13 protein-coding genes are annotated in these 14,872 nt (G+C 71.2%); all 13 read right to left on the bottom strand.

The window, feature by feature from the left end:
* Nucleotides 1–140: 140 nt before the first annotated feature.
* Nucleotides 141–896 carry a lytic transglycosylase domain-containing protein gene (locus PD653B2_RS06480; RefSeq protein WP_085871525.1) on the bottom strand — a complete coding sequence of 252 codons (756 nt, stop codon included), beginning with the start codon at nt 894–896 and terminating at the stop codon, nt 141–143.
* A 1-nt stretch (nt 897) separates the two neighbouring features.
* Complete coding sequence (locus PD653B2_RS06475; RefSeq protein ID WP_085871524.1) at nt 898–1,728, bottom strand: phosphate ABC transporter ATP-binding protein; 831 nt, start codon at nt 1,726–1,728, stop codon at nt 898–900.
* A gap of 94 nt (nt 1,729–1,822) precedes the next feature.
* Nucleotides 1,823–3,364: an Ig-like domain repeat protein gene (locus PD653B2_RS06470; protein ID WP_085871523.1), complete on the bottom strand. Its 1,542-nt coding sequence runs from the start codon at nt 3,362–3,364 to the stop codon at nt 1,823–1,825.
* A gap of 84 nt (nt 3,365–3,448) precedes the next feature.
* Nucleotides 3,449–4,426, bottom strand: a complete 978-nt coding sequence (locus PD653B2_RS06465) for a sortase (RefSeq protein ID WP_085871522.1) — start codon at nt 4,424–4,426, stop codon at nt 3,449–3,451.
* Entirely contained in the window at nt 4,423–7,011 is a 2,589-nt protein-coding gene (locus PD653B2_RS06460) for a hypothetical protein (protein ID WP_085871521.1), read from the bottom strand. The genes PD653B2_RS06465 and PD653B2_RS06460 overlap by 4 nt, the downstream gene beginning before the upstream one ends.
* The gene (locus PD653B2_RS06455) at nt 7,008–8,639 is read right to left on the bottom strand and encodes a substrate-binding domain-containing protein (protein ID WP_085871520.1); all 1,632 of its coding nucleotides are present in this window, start codon (nt 8,637–8,639) and stop codon (nt 7,008–7,010) included. The genes PD653B2_RS06460 and PD653B2_RS06455 overlap by 4 nt, the downstream gene beginning before the upstream one ends.
* Nucleotides 8,636–9,853, bottom strand: a complete 1,218-nt coding sequence (gene pstA / locus PD653B2_RS06450; RefSeq protein ID WP_085871519.1) for a phosphate ABC transporter permease PstA — start codon at nt 9,851–9,853, stop codon at nt 8,636–8,638. Before pstA ends, PD653B2_RS06455 begins: the two co-directional genes overlap by 4 nt.
* Nucleotides 9,853–10,863 (bottom strand): phosphate ABC transporter permease subunit PstC, encoded by a 1,011-nt coding sequence (pstC, locus tag PD653B2_RS06445; RefSeq protein ID WP_085871518.1) that lies wholly within the window; start codon nt 10,861–10,863, stop codon nt 9,853–9,855. Before pstC ends, pstA begins: the two co-directional genes overlap by 1 nt.
* A gap of 260 nt (nt 10,864–11,123) precedes the next feature.
* Complete coding sequence (locus tag PD653B2_RS06440; RefSeq protein ID WP_085871517.1) at nt 11,124–11,897, bottom strand: siderophore-interacting protein; 774 nt, start codon at nt 11,895–11,897, stop codon at nt 11,124–11,126.
* Nucleotides 11,898–11,920: 23 nt separating this feature from the next.
* Entirely contained in the window at nt 11,921–12,319 is a 399-nt protein-coding gene (locus PD653B2_RS06435; RefSeq protein WP_085871516.1) for a VOC family protein, read from the bottom strand.
* Between the two features lie 71 nt (nt 12,320–12,390).
* Nucleotides 12,391–13,170 (bottom strand): 3'(2'),5'-bisphosphate nucleotidase CysQ, encoded by a 780-nt coding sequence (locus tag PD653B2_RS06430; RefSeq protein ID WP_085871526.1) that lies wholly within the window; start codon nt 13,168–13,170, stop codon nt 12,391–12,393.
* Between the two features lie 25 nt (nt 13,171–13,195).
* Nucleotides 13,196–13,792 (bottom strand): aminoacyl-tRNA hydrolase, encoded by a 597-nt coding sequence (gene pth, locus PD653B2_RS06425; RefSeq protein WP_085871515.1) that lies wholly within the window; start codon nt 13,790–13,792, stop codon nt 13,196–13,198.
* A 35-nt stretch (nt 13,793–13,827) separates the two neighbouring features.
* Complete coding sequence (locus PD653B2_RS06420; RefSeq protein ID WP_085871514.1) at nt 13,828–14,511, bottom strand: 50S ribosomal protein L25/general stress protein Ctc; 684 nt, start codon at nt 14,509–14,511, stop codon at nt 13,828–13,830.
* Between the last annotated feature and the right edge of the window lie 361 nt (nt 14,512–14,872).

Genomic DNA, 14,872 nt, shown 5'->3' with positions numbered 1-14,872 from the left:
GCGCCTTCCTCAACCACCGGAGGGCCAGGGGTTTCGAGACAGGACTTCGTCCTTCCTCAACCACCGGAGGGCCGGGGGTTTCGAGACAGGCGCGAAAGCGCACTCCTCGACCATCGCGGCAGGTCGGCCCAGGTCTGCGGCTAGCCGGTGCGCTCCGCGTAGGCCGTCGCCGCGGCGTGCACGGCGTCGACGTACGACTGCGCGTGGTTGTAGGACAGGACTGCGTCCGCCCAGCCGGCACCCGTCGTGAGGTCGTGCCCGTCGGCGCAGAGGTAACGGACGGCGGCGTACGCGGCGTCGTCGAGGTCGTTGGGGTCGGCCACGCCGTCGCCGTCGCCGTCGGATCTCCACGTCTCCCAGGTGGAGGGGATGAACTGCAGCGGGCCGACCGCGTGGTCCCAGGCCGGGTCGCCGTGCCACGCCGACGACTCCGGGGTGGCCGGGATCGCGGCGAACGCGCCCTTGCCGTTCAGGGCCGGGCCGAGGATCGGCGTCGACGACCGTCCGTCGTCACCCAGCGTGCGTCCGTCGATGGTGCCGTGCTGCGACTCCACCCAGCCGATGCCGGCCAGGGTGGTCCAGCCGACGTCGCAGCCGTCGGGCTCGTTGAGCTGCGCGTCGGCGTAGGCGCGTACGGCGGGCTCCGGGATGCCGGCCTTCGCGGCCGTGGCCGTCACCCAGCCCGAGTCGACGCGCACCGGTGCGGCGGCGGCCTGCTTCCGGTGGCGGCCGCCCGCGGCCGGAGCCGGGACCGGCGCCGGAGCGCCGACGTACTGCTGCTGCGACGACGCCACCAGCGGAGGCGGCGCGAGCACGGTCTGCGACGCGAGGTACCCGAGACCCGTGACCGCCAGGAGCCCGGTGGCGAGGAGCACGATGAGACGAGCAGCGGTCATCTCATCCGAACCTGCCGTGCACGTAGTCGCTCGTGCGCGGGTCCTGAGGGCTCTGGAACATGGCACCAGTATCCCCGTGCTCCACGATCACGCCGGGGGTGCCCTGGGAGGCGAGGAAGAACGCGCACGTGTCGGAGACCCGCGCGGCCTGCTGCATGTTGTGGGTGACGATCACGATGGTGACCTCCCGGGCGAGGTCCTTCATCGTCTCCTCGATGACCCGGGTGGAGGTCGGGTCGAGCGCCGAGCAGGGCTCGTCCATGAGCAGCACCCGCGGCTTGATCGCCAGCGAGCGGGCGATGCACAGCCGCTGCTGCTGACCTCCGGACAGGCCGCCGCCGGGGGCGTCGAGCCGGTCCTTGACCTCGCTCCAGAGGCCGCCCTTGATGAGGCAGGACTCGACGAGCTCGTCCTTGGTCGACTTCGACGCGCGGGTGCCGGTGAGCCGGAGACCGGCCAGCACGTTCTCCCGGATCGACATCGCCGGGAAGGGGTTCGGCTTCTGGAAGACCATGCCGATCGCCCGGCGGGCGTCGATGAGCCGCCGCTCGGGGTCGTAGATGTCCTCGCCGTCGAGGAGCACCTCGCCGGCGAGCTGGGCCGAAGGCACCAGCTCGTGCATCCGGTTCAGGATCCGCAGGAAGGTGGACTTGCCACAGCCGGACGGCCCGATCAGCGCGGTGATCCCGCCGGCGGGCATCGTCAGCGAGACGCGGTCGAGCACCTTGTGGCTGCCGAACCAGGCCGTGATGTCGCGCGCCTCGATCTCGGCGAGGGGGCGGTCGCCGGGCACGGGGGGCAGGAGGGTGGTCGCGTCGGGTGCGGCGGTCATGGGATCTTCCTTCGGGTCGTACGTGGTGGTGGCCCATCGGCCCGTCCGGGAGGGGACGGGCCGACAGGCCGGGTGCGTTACCGGTGGTGCTGGGTCACTTCTGCTTGATCGTGAAGGCCTTGGTCGCGCCCGCCACGCTGCTGTTGCCGCTGTAGACGGCCTTCAGGGTGTTCTTGCCCTTGGCGAGCTTCGGCAGGGTGATGGTCGCCTTGCCTCCCTTGAGCGTCGCGGTCTCGAGGACCTTGCTGCCCTTCTTGATCTTCACGGTGCCGGTGGCGGTGGCCCCGTCGCCGACGACCGTGACGGTGCCCTTGGCCTTCTTGCCCTTGGCGACCGTGGCCGGGAAGGACTCGGTGACCTTGGCGGACGTCTTGACCGTGACGACGGAGTCGTCCGAGGTGGACGGCTCGAACGCCGAGCCCTCGGCCGGCGTGAACGTCGCCGTGTAGGTGTGGCTGCCGACCGTGACACCGGTGAGCTCGGCGGTGGCCTGGCCGGACACCAGCGGGACGTCGCTGGCGACCTCGGTCTCACCCTCGAAGAAGTCGACCGTGCCCGACGGGGCGCTGGAGCCGGTGACGGTGGCGACCAGGGTGGCCGCCTTCGCCTTCGGGCTGCTGGCCTCGAGGGCGGTGCTGGTGACGACCTGGGCGTTGACCGTGAAGTTGCTGGTCGCCGTCTGGGTGGCCGAGCCGCAGACGCCGCCGTGGTCGGGGGTGGCGAGCTGCTGGAAGCCGGCCGCCTCGATCAGGGGACGCACGTCGGTGGAGCACAGCGCGCCGTCCTCGCCGAACGCACCCTGGATGAGCGGGCTGGCGAGGTCGGCACCGCGGACCACGTTGTAGAGGGCCCGGTCGGCGCTCCACCCGGTCTCGAGACGCAGGGTGGTGCCGAGCAGGCCGGCGCGGCCCTTCGAGAACGGCGCGATCGCGTTCGGGTTGCTCTTGATCTGGCTGTCGTCGTGCTCCTGCACCTCGGCGACTCCGGCACCGAGCGTGACGTCGACGCCACCGTTCATGGCCTTCAGCTGGGCGGTGAAGAAGCTGCGCGTGCCGGAGCCGGCCTGCGGGATCTTCGGCGCGATGACGCCGGACCTGGCCGGGTCGATCTGCGACCAGTTGGTGACGGTGCCCTGGTAGATGTCGACGATGTCGGCGGGGGTCAGCGACGTCGGCGCGTTGGACGGCACCGTGTTGGAGACCGCCATCACCAGGGTGTCGAGGGCGAACGGGAACGACTGCAGACCGGCACTCGTCTCCGCGGCGTTCTGGGCCGAGGAGGAACGGGCGAGGTCGATGTCGGTGTTGTTGCCGCTGCCGTAGAGCAGGGCCTTGCCGGCCCCCGACCCGTTCGGGCGGTTGATGGCCGCGGTCGGCAGCGGGATGGTCCCGCCGCCGGTGGCCGCGAAGGTTGCGAACTTCACCGGCGCCTGGCCGCTGTTGTTCCAGGCGTCGGCGAACAGCTTGATGGCGTGCTGGCTGGTGTCGGAGCCGACCCCGATCAGGTCCGCGGTGGTGGGCGTGAAGGTCGTGTCGTCGGGGTCCACGGCGGCGGACGCGGGGCCCGCACCGAGCGCGATGACGGAGCCGGCGAGGGCTGCCGCGACGGCGCCTGCGAGAGACGTGCGTACAGACATCTGGGTTCGCTTCCTGTGATGGGTGGTGCTGGTTGTGGGTGGTGCTGAGGTGGTGCCGGCGCCGCCCCGAGGCAGCCGTACGGGTCAGATCAGGTTGGGCAGGAGCCGCATCACCACGTCCGTGGAAGCCCAGGACAGTGCGATCACGAGCGGGCTGGCGATCACCCACACGAGCACCGTCGACCATCGCTGACGGGCGGCGACGACCCCGAGGGTCAGCGCCAGGAGACCGGCCAGGCAGAGGGCCAGGAGCGGCAGTGCGCCCGGGTCCGCGGCCATGGCCTTCTCCGACTGGGGGACCGCCGTGGGCCTGCCCGGCGGTGCGGGGAACGCCTTCTTCGCGTCGGCGTCGACGTAGACCACGGAGTCGGGCGTGATCGCGCCGAGGCGACCGCCACCTTCCGAGGTGACCATCGTGAGCCGCGCGTCACCCTCGGCCACCGGCTGCGGCAGCGGGTCGCCGGCCCGCCGCACACCGATGACCGTGAAGGTCGTCCTGCCCTGGGCGCCGGTGACCTGGAATGTGTCTCCGGCCTGGAGGTCGGGCAGGTCGGCGAACGGCGCGCCGTAGGTCGCGGACCGGCCGTAGACGACCGAGGTGCCGACCTGGCCCGGCAGCGGGGTGTCGCGACGGTGGCCGGGACCGACCAGGGTGTCGCCGGACGCCGTCCCCTCGACGACGACCTGCTCGAGGCCGATCTCCGGGATCGTGAGCAGCGCGACCGGGTCGCCGACGGGCACGATCGGGCCCAGGGGCGGCGACTTGTCCGGAGGGCCGGCGAGCACGTAGCGCAGCTCGTCGTAGAGCAGGTCCTGGGCCCGGTGTTGGGAGACCGACCCGAGGAACAGCAGCTGCGCGGTCATCCAGAGACAGACGATCGCGACCATCGTGAACGCCGAGGACAGGACCGCGGCCGCGTTGTCCGCCTGGGTCGGCGGGCGGGGCGGGACGGTGCGCTTCGGCGTCGCCCGAGGCCTCGGGGCCCGTTGCTGCGCGGCCCTCGGCTTCGTCCCGCGGGTCCGGCGCGGCGTCTCAGCCGGTTTGGACACGGTCGTGGTCATCCGCGCCGCCGCAGGACGGGCAGGGTGAGCCGGAGCGCGGTCGCGACCACGCAGCCGATCGCGCCGAGCAGGATGAGCATCGGCAGCAACCCACCGGCGAGCGTGGAGCCGACGGGCTCGGTGGCCGGCATCGGCGTCGCCGCCGGCGGCACCGAGGGCGTGGCCGACGGGTCCTGGCCGGTCGACGGCTCGGGGTCGGCGGGCGGGTCGATCGGCGTGACGGGGCTGTCCACACCATCGCCCGAGCCGGTGTCGTCGCTCGGCCCGTCCGTCGGGTGCGACTTCGGCTCCTGCTGGGCCTCGATCGCGTCGGCGACGTCCTGCGCCGAGTCGTAGAGCTCGGCGGTCACGCCCTTCTTCTCGATCGGGAGGAAGCCCTCCGGCAGCTCGCCGTTGCCGCTGCCCCGCCGCTGCCCCTCGGTCGTCGCGATCCGGATGAAGTCGGCGACCTTGTCGGCGTCCTCCTGCGGGAGGTTCTGCAGCCGGGCGGCCGTGTAGACGATCATGGCGCCCGGGTAGGCGTTGCCCGCCTTGCGCAGGTCGGCCTGGTCGATGGCGAACGGCTGGTACTTCGCCGACTGCCGGCCGAGGGCGACCGCGGCCCCCAGCGAGCGGTCGTTAGGCGCGACGTACCGCCCGGGCTTGGTCTCGAGCGCGGCGCTGCGCAGGCCGTAGCGCGCGGCGTCCCCGAGGCTGACGATGCCGAGCATGAAGCGGGAGCCGAACGACTGACGGTCGATCCGGCCGAGCTTGTAGAGGCCGGTGCTCGGGTCGAAGTCACAGCGGGTCTGGACGTTCGGCCACGCGTCGAGCAGGGCCTCGGCGATCTTGCGCATCGTCGTCACCGGAGCGGCGAGGTCGTTGAAGTAGACCGAGGGGTTCTTCTGGCGGCAGTCGCTCTCGGTCTCGGGGATGTAGCTGTCGAGGAGCGGCCAGAGCGCGACCGGCAGGTCGAGGTTCTCGTACTCCGGGTTGATGACCATGCCCCACGGGTCCTTCTTGCCGTGGAGGAAGTCCACCGCGTCCCGGTCCTGCGTGATGTAGTCGGTGAGCTGTTGGATCACGTCGGACGAGTTCGACAGCGACAGCACGGTCGCGCCGACCTCCTGGCTGATCTCGCTCAGCCCCGGGTTGAGCGCGACGAACTCGGGGTCGTTCATGATCGCGACCGGGTTGTGGACCATCCCCGGGTGACCGCGGCCGAGGTCGGAGCCGACGTACGACTGGCTGAGCAGCTTCAGGATCAGCCGGGCGTTGAGCCGCAGGTTCGTGAACTCGCCCGCGTTGTCGGGCTTGTCGATCTGGTAGCCGATCGAGAAGCCGGTCACCGCGGTCGGCGCGTAGCCGACGGGGTCGGTGCCGCGCCGGTCGTGCTCGGAGGAGACCTCGGCGGCGACGCCGATGCCGGCCTCCATGTTGTTCCAGCCGGCCTCGTCGGATATCTGGTTGAGCTGGAACTTGAAGCGGTCCTTGCGCAGGCAGTACGCCGGCGACCACTGCAGCGCCGCCTGCGCGAGCAGCTCGGACCCGTAGAAGCCGGTGGGGGCCCGGGGGTCGAGCACGTCGCACGCGTCGGGCGGCAGTCCGAAGGTGATCGGGATCGAGAACCGGTTCTTCCAGTTGGAGGCCGACCACCACAGGGCCGGCGACACCGCCTGGTCGACGCCGTCGTTCGCGAAGTTGCTCGAGCCGGGCGTGAACCGGCCGCCCTTGCGGCAGGCCTGGTCGGCCCTGCTCATCGGGTCGGCGGGCCGGTCGCAGCTGAGGCCCGCGATCGGGATGACGACGATCGAGCACGCGGTCTTGGTGTTGCAGCCGAGCGACTCGTTCTCGACGTCGCTGCGCACCTCGAACTGCACGGAGCCGGTGCCGTCGGTGTCGGTGAACGCGGCCAGCTCGGACGGCGGGAACGCCGCCCCGACGGCCGCCTCGGGCGGCATGTGGTCGGCGTCGCAGGCCGGGTAGGTCGTGCCGTTCGCGGCCACGAAGGGCGTGAGCCGGGTGTAGTAGGGGGCGATGTCCGCGGTCGGGCACTCCTCGGCGGTCGGGAAGGGGTCGACTCCCGAGACGCGTTCCTTGTCCTCGGGAGCCGCGTCGAGGTCCGCGGTCCAGGCGGCCTCGCTCTCCGAGCGGGTGATCTGCGAGCGCTGCGCGACCGACGCGGTCCAGCAGGTCTGCGGCCGCAGCTGCTTCGCGACCGGCAGGCTCGGGTCGTCGGTGCCGCGGCACTGCATGATGACGACCGGGTACTCCTGGTTGAGCCCGTTCTCGCCGTACGGGTTGCTGGCCCGGCCACCGCTGGGTTGCGCGCCCTTCCAGGTGATGTGGATCCGCTGACGGCCGCGCAGGTTCTCGGTCTGGTCGGCGGTGACGGTCACGGTGTGGCTCGGGAAGGAGTACGTCGAGCCGTCGGGCTGGACGAACTGCCGGGTGAGGGTCTTCGTCTCCGTGAAGCCGTCCTTCTTCGCCGCGGCCCGGTGCACCGGCTCCGCGGGCGACGCACCCGCCTGCTGCGGCACCGTCCCGACCGTGAGCCCGGCCAGCACGACCAGCAGCGCGCCGACCGCGCCGATCCCGCGCCTCACGGCCGGCCCCCGGTCCTGGCGGGGCGTCGCCGGCGCAGGGCGGCGACGAAGAGGCCCGGGACGAGCACCAGCGCCAGCAGCTCGAGAGCGGCCAGCCAGCCGAAGGCCTCGGTGTCCATCGTCCGGTCGGAGACCAGGGTGGTCGGGTTGGCGTAGATCGCGTCGCCGCCGGTCGCCGAGGTGTCGCCGCCGACCGGCAGGCCGGTGTCCGGGTCGATCGCCGTGGGTGCGTCGCCCGGACCACCTCCGCCGTCCGACCCGGTGCCGTCCCCCGGGCCGCCGCTGCTGGTGTCGCCGGTGCCGGTGTCACCGGTGCCGGTGTCGCCGTCTCCCGGTGCTCCCGGGTCGTTGTTCCCGGTCTCGGTGCCGCACGGGCCCTCGCCGACCTTGTCGCAGGCTTCGGACTGGGGGGCGATCTCCGCGAGCAGGTTCTTGTCGAGGTGCTTGCCGTCGAACGTGGGGTTGTTGCAGCTGGTGACGTCGCGGTCGGTGAGGTCGACGTCGGGGTCGGCCTTCTCCAGCTTGGCGATCTGGTCGAAACCCGCCTGCACCAGGTTGAGCGGCAGCGGCGAGTAGCCGTACGGCCCGGCCTTCGTCTGCCCGGAGCAGAGCGAGTAGTACATGAAGTCCGCGAGCGTCTGCCGCTTCGCGGTCGACATCCGCGGGTCATCGGCCCCGGTCGGGATGATCATGTAGGAGTAGGACGAGATCGGGTACGCCCGCGGGTCCGGGTTCGTGTAGACGCCGTCGAGGATCTGGGTCAGGTAGAGCTGGGACGTCTTGTCCTGGTTGATCTTCGCCTTCGTCAGCGCGACGGCGGTGTTGTACTGAGTCGGCTCGACGTAGTAGCCCGCCTTGTTGAGGACCTTGACGACCGGGTAGTCCGCGTTGATCGGGTACGAGTACTCGACGTACCCGATCATGCCGTTGCCGGAGAAGCCCTTGATCGTGTTCATCACCTGGTCGGAGCCGGCCTGGCTGATCATCCGGGTGCCGTTCTTCTTCGGGTAGTACGACGTGAGGCCGGACTGCCCGAAGTAGGGCCGCCAGATGCTGGGGTACTCGTGGTCCATCCAGGTCGTGAACTGCGCCGTCGTGCCGGAGCCGTCCGACCGCACCACCGGGGTGATCGGCAGCTTCGGGAACTTCCGGCCGTTGTTGTCCTTGCTGATGGCGGGGTCGTCCCAGCTGGTGATCTGGTTGGTGAAGATCTCGGCGATCGTCTCGCCCGACAGCCGCAGGTTGCGGACCAGCTCGTTGCCGACCTTGAGCTGGTAGGTGAACGCCGTGCCGCCCGCGACGATCGGCAGGTAGGCGAACTCCCGGCCGTTGGCGGTGTCGGCCTGACCGCGCTCGTCGGTGCCCTGGTAGGGGATCTCGGAGATCGCGAAGTCCGTGCTGTCCTGCGAGAAGTCCTTGCGGCCCTTGGTCGAGCCGCCACCGGTGTAGACGACCTTCATGCCGTTGGCGTCGACGTCGGCGATCCACTGCTGGACGATCAGCTCGGACCAGGTGGAACCGGTGCCCTCGATCTGGGCGTAGACCGTGGCGCTCGCGGTCCCGGGCAGGACGGCGATGCAGGCCAGCGACAGGGCGAAGGCGATGAGCGCGCGTACGCCGCGGATCACGTGTTCTCCTCGGTGAGCGTGGGGCGGGGGCTGACAGGACCCATCTCGACGAGTGGGTCCGCGCGGAGCAGGTCGAGAGACCTGCGGCGGCGGGGCTTCTTGGTGCGGCGGGGCCGGGCGAGCAGCCGCGCGGTGACGAAGAGGATCAGGACGATGGCGAGCAGCACGGTGGCCGCCGCGAAGGCGCGAGTGATCGCGACCGGCTCACCACTGCGCACCGTCGAGTAGATGTAGAGCGGCAGCGAGTTCATGACGCCGCCCGTCGGGCTGGTGACGAGGAAGGACGCCGCGCCCGAGGTGAGCAGCACCGGGCTGGTCTCGCCGACGCCACGCGCGATGCCCAGGATGACCGCGGTGGCGAGGCCGGGCCGGGCGGTCGGCAGCACCACGTGCCAGACCGTCCGCCAGCGGCTGGAGCCCAGGGCGAGGCTCGCCTCACGCAGCCCGCCGGGCACGACGCGGAGCACCACGTCGGCGGCGCGCGCGATGATCGGCAGCATCATCACGGCGATCGCGAGCGCCGCGGCCAGGCCGGAGCGCGGGTAGCCGAGCGCCACGATGAAGACCGTGTAGACGAACAGCCCGGCGACGATCGAGGGCAGCGCGGTCATCGCCTCGACGACCGTCCGCACGACCCGCGCGAAGGTGCCGCCGACCTCGGTCATGAAGACCGCGGTGCCGATGCCGAGCGGCAGCGCGATCGCGACGCCGATGCCGATCTCGATCAGCGAGCCGACGATCGCGTGCAGGATGCCGCCGTTGGTGAACGGGTCCTTCGGGCCGACGCCCGCCATGTCGTCGACGTAGAAGTTCAGGTGCAGGAGCGGGCGCCAGCCCCGCATCACGACGAAGGCCAGGGCGCTGACCAGGACCGCGGCGACGAGCATCGCGCCGACGGTCACGACCGCGGCTGCGACCCGGTCGCGGACCTCGACCAGGCCACCGGTCAGCATGCCGGTCACGGCCGTCACGGCCAGCCCGAGGACGAACCACATGATCAGGAACCACGGCAGGCCGGGCATCGCCAGCAGCCGCTGGGTGAGCAGCCAGGCGAGGCCAAACGCCGAGGCCCAGGTGCCGATCCGCACGAACTTCTCGTCGATGGTGGTGCCGCCGAGCGACCCACGGGGCACGGGGGGCGCCGCGTCGTCGTCGTACGTGGGCAGGAACGTCTTGCCGGCGGTGGTGCTGCCGGTCTCGAGCGTGGAGGACATCAGGCGTCCGTCCCGGCGCCCGAGCGGCTTCGGTTGACGATCACGGCGGCGAGGGTGTTGACGAGCAGCGTCAGGAGGAACAGCACGAACCCGGCGGCGAGCAGGGCGGACAGCTGGGACTTGCTGGCGTCGCCGAACCGGCCGGCGATCAGCGAGCTCACGGTGTTGCCGCCGACCTCGAGGATCCGCGGCTTGATCTCGAACGACGGGGAGAGGATCAGCAGCACGGCGATGGTCTCGCCGAGCGCGCGACCCAGGCCGAGCATCGCCCCACCGATGATGCCGCCGCGGCCGAAGGGCAGCACGACCGAGCGGACCATGCCCCACCTGGTGGCGCCGAGTGCGAGCGCGGCCTCCTTCTCCCCTTGCGGCGTCTGGGAGAAGACCTGGCGCATCACCGCGCAGGACATCGGCAGGACCATCATCGCGACCGCGATGCCGGCACAGAACATGCTCGCGGCGTAGCGCGACAGGTCGGGGATCGCGGCGTTCGGGTCGGCGCCCTTGACGTCGAAGATCGGGATCCACCCCAGGTTCCGCTGCAGCCAGATCGCCAGCTCCGCGGCGTGCGGCATGATCAGGAAGAAGCCCCAGAGACCCCACACGATCGACGGGACCGCCGCCATCAGGTCGACCAGCGAGACCAGGGTCGCCTTGATCCGGGCGGGCGCGTACTCGCTGATGTAGAGCGCGGTCAGCAGGGCCAGCGGGAAGGCGATCGTCATCGCGACCAGCGCGACCTCGATGGTGCCGCTCAGGACGCCGGCGATGCCGATGACGTCGGCGTCGGGCTTCCAGTCGACCTCGGTGAAGAAGCTCAGCCCGTAGTGCTTGATCGTGGGGTAGCCCTGCCACCCGAGGAAGAGGCCGACACCGCCGGTGATGACCAGCACGGTCGCCCCGACCGCGCGGGCCGAGTGCACGAAGACGGCATCGGCGCCGGTCGCCCTGCGTGAGATCTTGCGGGGACGTACGTCGGTGGACGCGTCCTGCACAGGAAGGGTGGTCACTCGTGGCTCTCTGGCGGTCGCTCCGGGGAGCGGATGGGTGAAACGCCAGAAGTGTCAGGAGGCAGGCGAAACGAACGGCTCTACGACGGTGAACGCGGGACGAACAGCGAAGCCGCCTTTCCCCAACATGTCAGGCACCCGGTTTCGGCATGGCCCGTTCGGGCCATGCTGGGCCGCTCTCGCGTGGCCCGTTCGGGCCCGGGGCGGAGGATCCCCGGTCGACCGGCTGTCCCTGCGTCGGTCGCTGACGAGTACGGCGGTCAGCCCGCGGTCTCGGCCGCCGCGAGCTCGGACTTCCAGGCCCGGAAGCCCTCCTCGGTGCGGCCCCGGCGCCAGTAGCCCGAGATCGAGACGTCCCCGCGCGGCAGGTTGCGCTCCTCGAGGAGGTAGGGACGGATGCCGTGCATGACCGCGGCCGCCTCGCCGTGCACGAACGCCTGCACCCGGCCGTCGCGCCAGGGCAGGGAGCGCACCGCACCCACCAGCGGCGCGTCGAGGCCGGCGGCATCGTCACCGACCGCGTGGGAGCCGGCGCCGCGGTGCAGCCAGGTGATTTCGACGCCCGGTGGGGCGGGCAGGTCGACCTCGTGGTCGGGGTCGCTGACCTCGAGGAGGGCGTACGCCGTCGCGCCGGCCGGGAGCGCCTCGATCGCGGCACCGATCGCCGGGATGGCCGACTCGTCGCCGGCGAAGAGGTGCCAGTCGGCCGCCGGGTCCGGGGCGTAGGCGCCGCCCGGCCCGCGGACGGTCAGCGTGTCTCCCGGCGCGGCGCCTGCCGCCCAAGGGCCGGCGACGCCCTCGTCGCCGTGGACCACGAAGTCGATGGCCAGCGTGCGGGCCTCGAGGTCCGGCTCGAGCGCGGTGTAGGTGCGCACCACCTCGCCGCCGCCGCTGGGGATGGCCAGCTTCACGTAGCGGTCCGTGAAGACGCTGTCGGCGAACGCCGACAGGTCGTCGGTCCGGAAGCGCACCCGCACGAGGCTGGGACTGCGGCGCTCGGTGGCGGTGACGACGAGAGAGGTGGGTCCGGGCATGCCCCCACTCTACTTAGGCTTGCCTAACTCGAAGCCGCGAGCTCGGCGTCCGCACGCAGGATGCAGAACTCGTTGCCCTCCGGGTCGGCGAGGGTGACCCAGCCGGAGCCCGGGCCGTGGATGCCGCGGTGGTCGGCGACGACCTTCGCACCGTGCACCAGGAGCGTCTCGAGCTCCTCGTCCCGGGTCGCGGCCCGGGGCCGGAGGTCGAGGTGCAGCCGGTTCTTGACGACCTTCTCGTCCGGCACCTCGATGAACAGCAGCTGGTGGCCGGTCTCGGGGTCGCGGATCATGCACTCCTCGTGGCCGGGGAGGTTGGGGTCGCCCTCGATGTCGACGTACCCGAGGACGGGCTTCCACCATTCCGACAGGGCGTAGGCGTCATGGGCGTCGATGGTCGTGTGCGCGATGAAGGTCGTCATGGGCCCACCCTGGGGCGCGCCCCTGACCCGACACAACCCGTTACGTACGGCGCCGCCCGGGACCAGAGATGTCAGTCGAGTCCGTGGCCCTTCACGAACGCGACGATGCGCTCGGCGAGCTCGGGGCGGCAGACGATCAGGTCCGGGAGGTAGACGTCCTCCTGGTTGTACGCCAGCGGCGTGCCGTCGACGCGGGAGGTGAAGAGCCCGGCGGCGCGGGCGACCGCGACCGGGGCGGCGGAGTCCCACTCGTACTGGCCGCCGGCGTGCACGTAGGCGTCGGTGATGTCACGGACGACCGACATCACCTTGACCCCGGCCGACCCCATCGGGACCAGCTCGGCGTCGAGCTCCTTCGCGAGAGCGTTGACGAACTCCGGCGGGCGGCTGCGCGAGACGGCGATCCGGGGCCGCGCCGCGGTGCTCGGAGGTACGACGGAGGGCTGGCCGGTGTTGAAGGTCTCCCCGAGCGCGGGCTGCGCGACCGCGCCGGCGACCAGGTCGCCGTCCTGCCACAGGGCCACGTGCACGGCCCAGTCGTCGCGCGGCGGCTCGGAGAACTCGCGGGTGCCGTCGAGCGGGTCGACGATCCAGACCCGGCTCGAGCCGAGGCGCACCTTGTCGTCCTTGCCCTCCTCGGAGAGCACGGCGTCCCCGGGCCGGTGCTCGGCGAGCAGCGCCATGAGGAGGTCGTGGGCCGCGACGTCGCCGGCGTCCTTGAGCTCGCGGCCCTCGAGGCCCTCCTGACGTACCTCCAGCAGCCGCTCCCCCGCCACCGTGGCCAGCCAGGTGGCGAGCACGTGGTCGTCGGTGGCGGCGTCGGCGGGCGGGGTTCCGGGATCGAAGGTCACGGCGGTCACCCTACCGATCGGGCCGTCAGGAGTTGAACTGCTGCTGGGTGCGCTCGAGGCCCTCGGTCACCAGCGACTCGACGGCGTCGGCGGCCTTGTCGACCTGGAACGGCAGGATCTTCTTCTCGGCCGACGAGTAGTTCGAGAGCACGAAGTCGGCGACGTCCTGACGGCCCGGCGGACGGCCGATGCCGACCCGCACCCGGTGGAAGTCGCCGGTCCCGAGCGAGCCCCGCATCGACCGCAGGCCGTTGTGGCCGTTGTCGCCGCCGCCGAGCTTCACCCGCATGGTGTCGAACGGGATGTCGAGCTCGTCGTGGATCGCGACGATCCGCTCCGGCGGGACCTTGTAGAAGCCCGCGAGCTGCTTGACGGGTCCCCCGGACTCGTTCATGTAGCCACGCGCCTTCATCAGCACGACGCGTGGCCCCGCCGTGCCGGGCGCGCCGAGACGCCCCTCGACGACGTCGGCGCGGCCCGACTTGTGGGCGCGGAAGGGCGCGCTCAGACGGGTGGCCAGCTCGTCGACGACGAGGTAGCCGATGTTGTGCCGGTGGCCGGCGTAGGAAGGGCCGGGATTCCCCAGCCCGACCACCAGCCACACGGGACTGGAGTCGGTCACGGAATCCCGGCCCTTTCTGCGGAACAGGTGGAGGGTCACTCCTCGGTGGCGGAAGCCTCGGTGCTCTCGGCGGCGTCGCCCTCGGCGCCGACCTCGTCGACATCCGCGTCGGACTCCTCGCGCTCGATGCCGGCCTCGGCTTCGGCCTCCTCGAGCTCGGCCTCCAGGGCCTCCTGCGACTGCTGCTCGGTGATGTTGACGATCAGCGTGTCGGGGTCGAGCAGCAGCGTCGAGCCGGCGGGCAGCTGGAGGTCGGACGCGTGGATCTGCGTGCCGGCCGGAGCGCCGTCGATGTCGACCTCGATGTACTCGGGGATGTTGGTCGCCTCGGCCTCGAGCTGGATCGTCGCGTTCTCGGTGACGACCAGGGTCTCGCGGGCGGCCTCGCCGTTCAGGTGCACCGGCACCTCCACGGTGACCTTCTCGCCCTTGATGACGGCGACGAAGTCGATGTGCTCGAGGTGGCGCTTGATCGGGTCGATCTGCACCTGCTTGGTGAGCGCCAGCTGGGTCGTGCCCTCGATGTCGAGCTCGAGCAGGGCGTTCGCGCCGCCGTGCTTGAGCGCCATCATCGTGTCGTGGCCCGGCAGGGTCACGTGGATGGGCTCGTTGCCGTGGCCGTAGATGACGGCGGGCACCTTGTCGGCGCGGCGGATGCGGCGGGCCGCACCCTTGCCGAACTCGGTGCGGGTCTCGGCCTTGATCTTCTCGGTGCTCATGACGACTGCTCTCCTCGGTGGTGCTGACTGTTCAACGTCTCGGGGCCACGGCGACGATCGAGATCGCAGGGGGCGCATCCGGAGGATCAGCCAGCCCTGTCGATCACGGAGTGGCAACCACTCCCTCGCCGAGGCAACCGCGCAAGCCTAACGGTCCGACACCGCCCTGGGCGAATCCGTAGGGTCGGGGTCTTCTCACTCACCCTCGCGGAGGCCCGGACCCGCGCCGCCCGGCTCTCGGACATCTCGTACGACGTGGCGCTCGACCTGACCTCCCCGGACTCGGGCACCATCGAGACCACCCGCACCCCGGTGGTTGAGGAAGGTCGCCCCGGTGGTTGAGGAAGGCGCGCCTTCGGTT

The sequence above is a fragment of the Nocardioides sp. PD653-B2 genome (genome assembly GCF_002117935.1).
Lineage (GTDB): Bacteria > Actinomycetota > Actinomycetes > Propionibacteriales > Nocardioidaceae > Nocardioides.
Note: the sequence above shows the minus strand (reverse complement) of the source record. Positions and strands in the feature narration are given on the sequence as shown.

Bases quoted from the DNA above. Each gene is read 5' to 3' on its own strand.
- PD653B2_RS06480 (WP_085871525.1), bottom strand. From the start codon at position 896: ATGACCGCTGCTCGTCTCATCGTGCTCCTCGCCACCGGGCTCCTGGCG.
- PD653B2_RS06475 (WP_085871524.1), bottom strand. From the start codon at position 1,728: ATGACCGCCGCACCCGACGCGACCACCCTCCTGCCCCCCGTGCCCGGC.
- PD653B2_RS06470 (WP_085871523.1), bottom strand. From the start codon at position 3,364: ATGTCTGTACGCACGTCTCTCGCAGGCGCCGTCGCGGCAGCCCTCGCC.
- PD653B2_RS06465 (WP_085871522.1), bottom strand. From the start codon at position 4,426: ATGACCACGACCGTGTCCAAACCGGCTGAGACGCCGCGCCGGACCCGC.
- pstA (WP_085871519.1), bottom strand. From the start codon at position 9,853: ATGTCCTCCACGCTCGAGACCGGCAGCACCACCGCCGGCAAGACGTTC.
- PD653B2_RS06440 (WP_085871517.1), bottom strand. From the start codon at position 11,897: ATGCCCGGACCCACCTCTCTCGTCGTCACCGCCACCGAGCGCCGCAGT.
- PD653B2_RS06435 (WP_085871516.1), bottom strand. From the start codon at position 12,319: ATGACGACCTTCATCGCGCACACGACCATCGACGCCCATGACGCCTAC.
- PD653B2_RS06420 (WP_085871514.1), bottom strand. From the start codon at position 14,511: ATGAGCACCGAGAAGATCAAGGCCGAGACCCGCACCGAGTTCGGCAAG.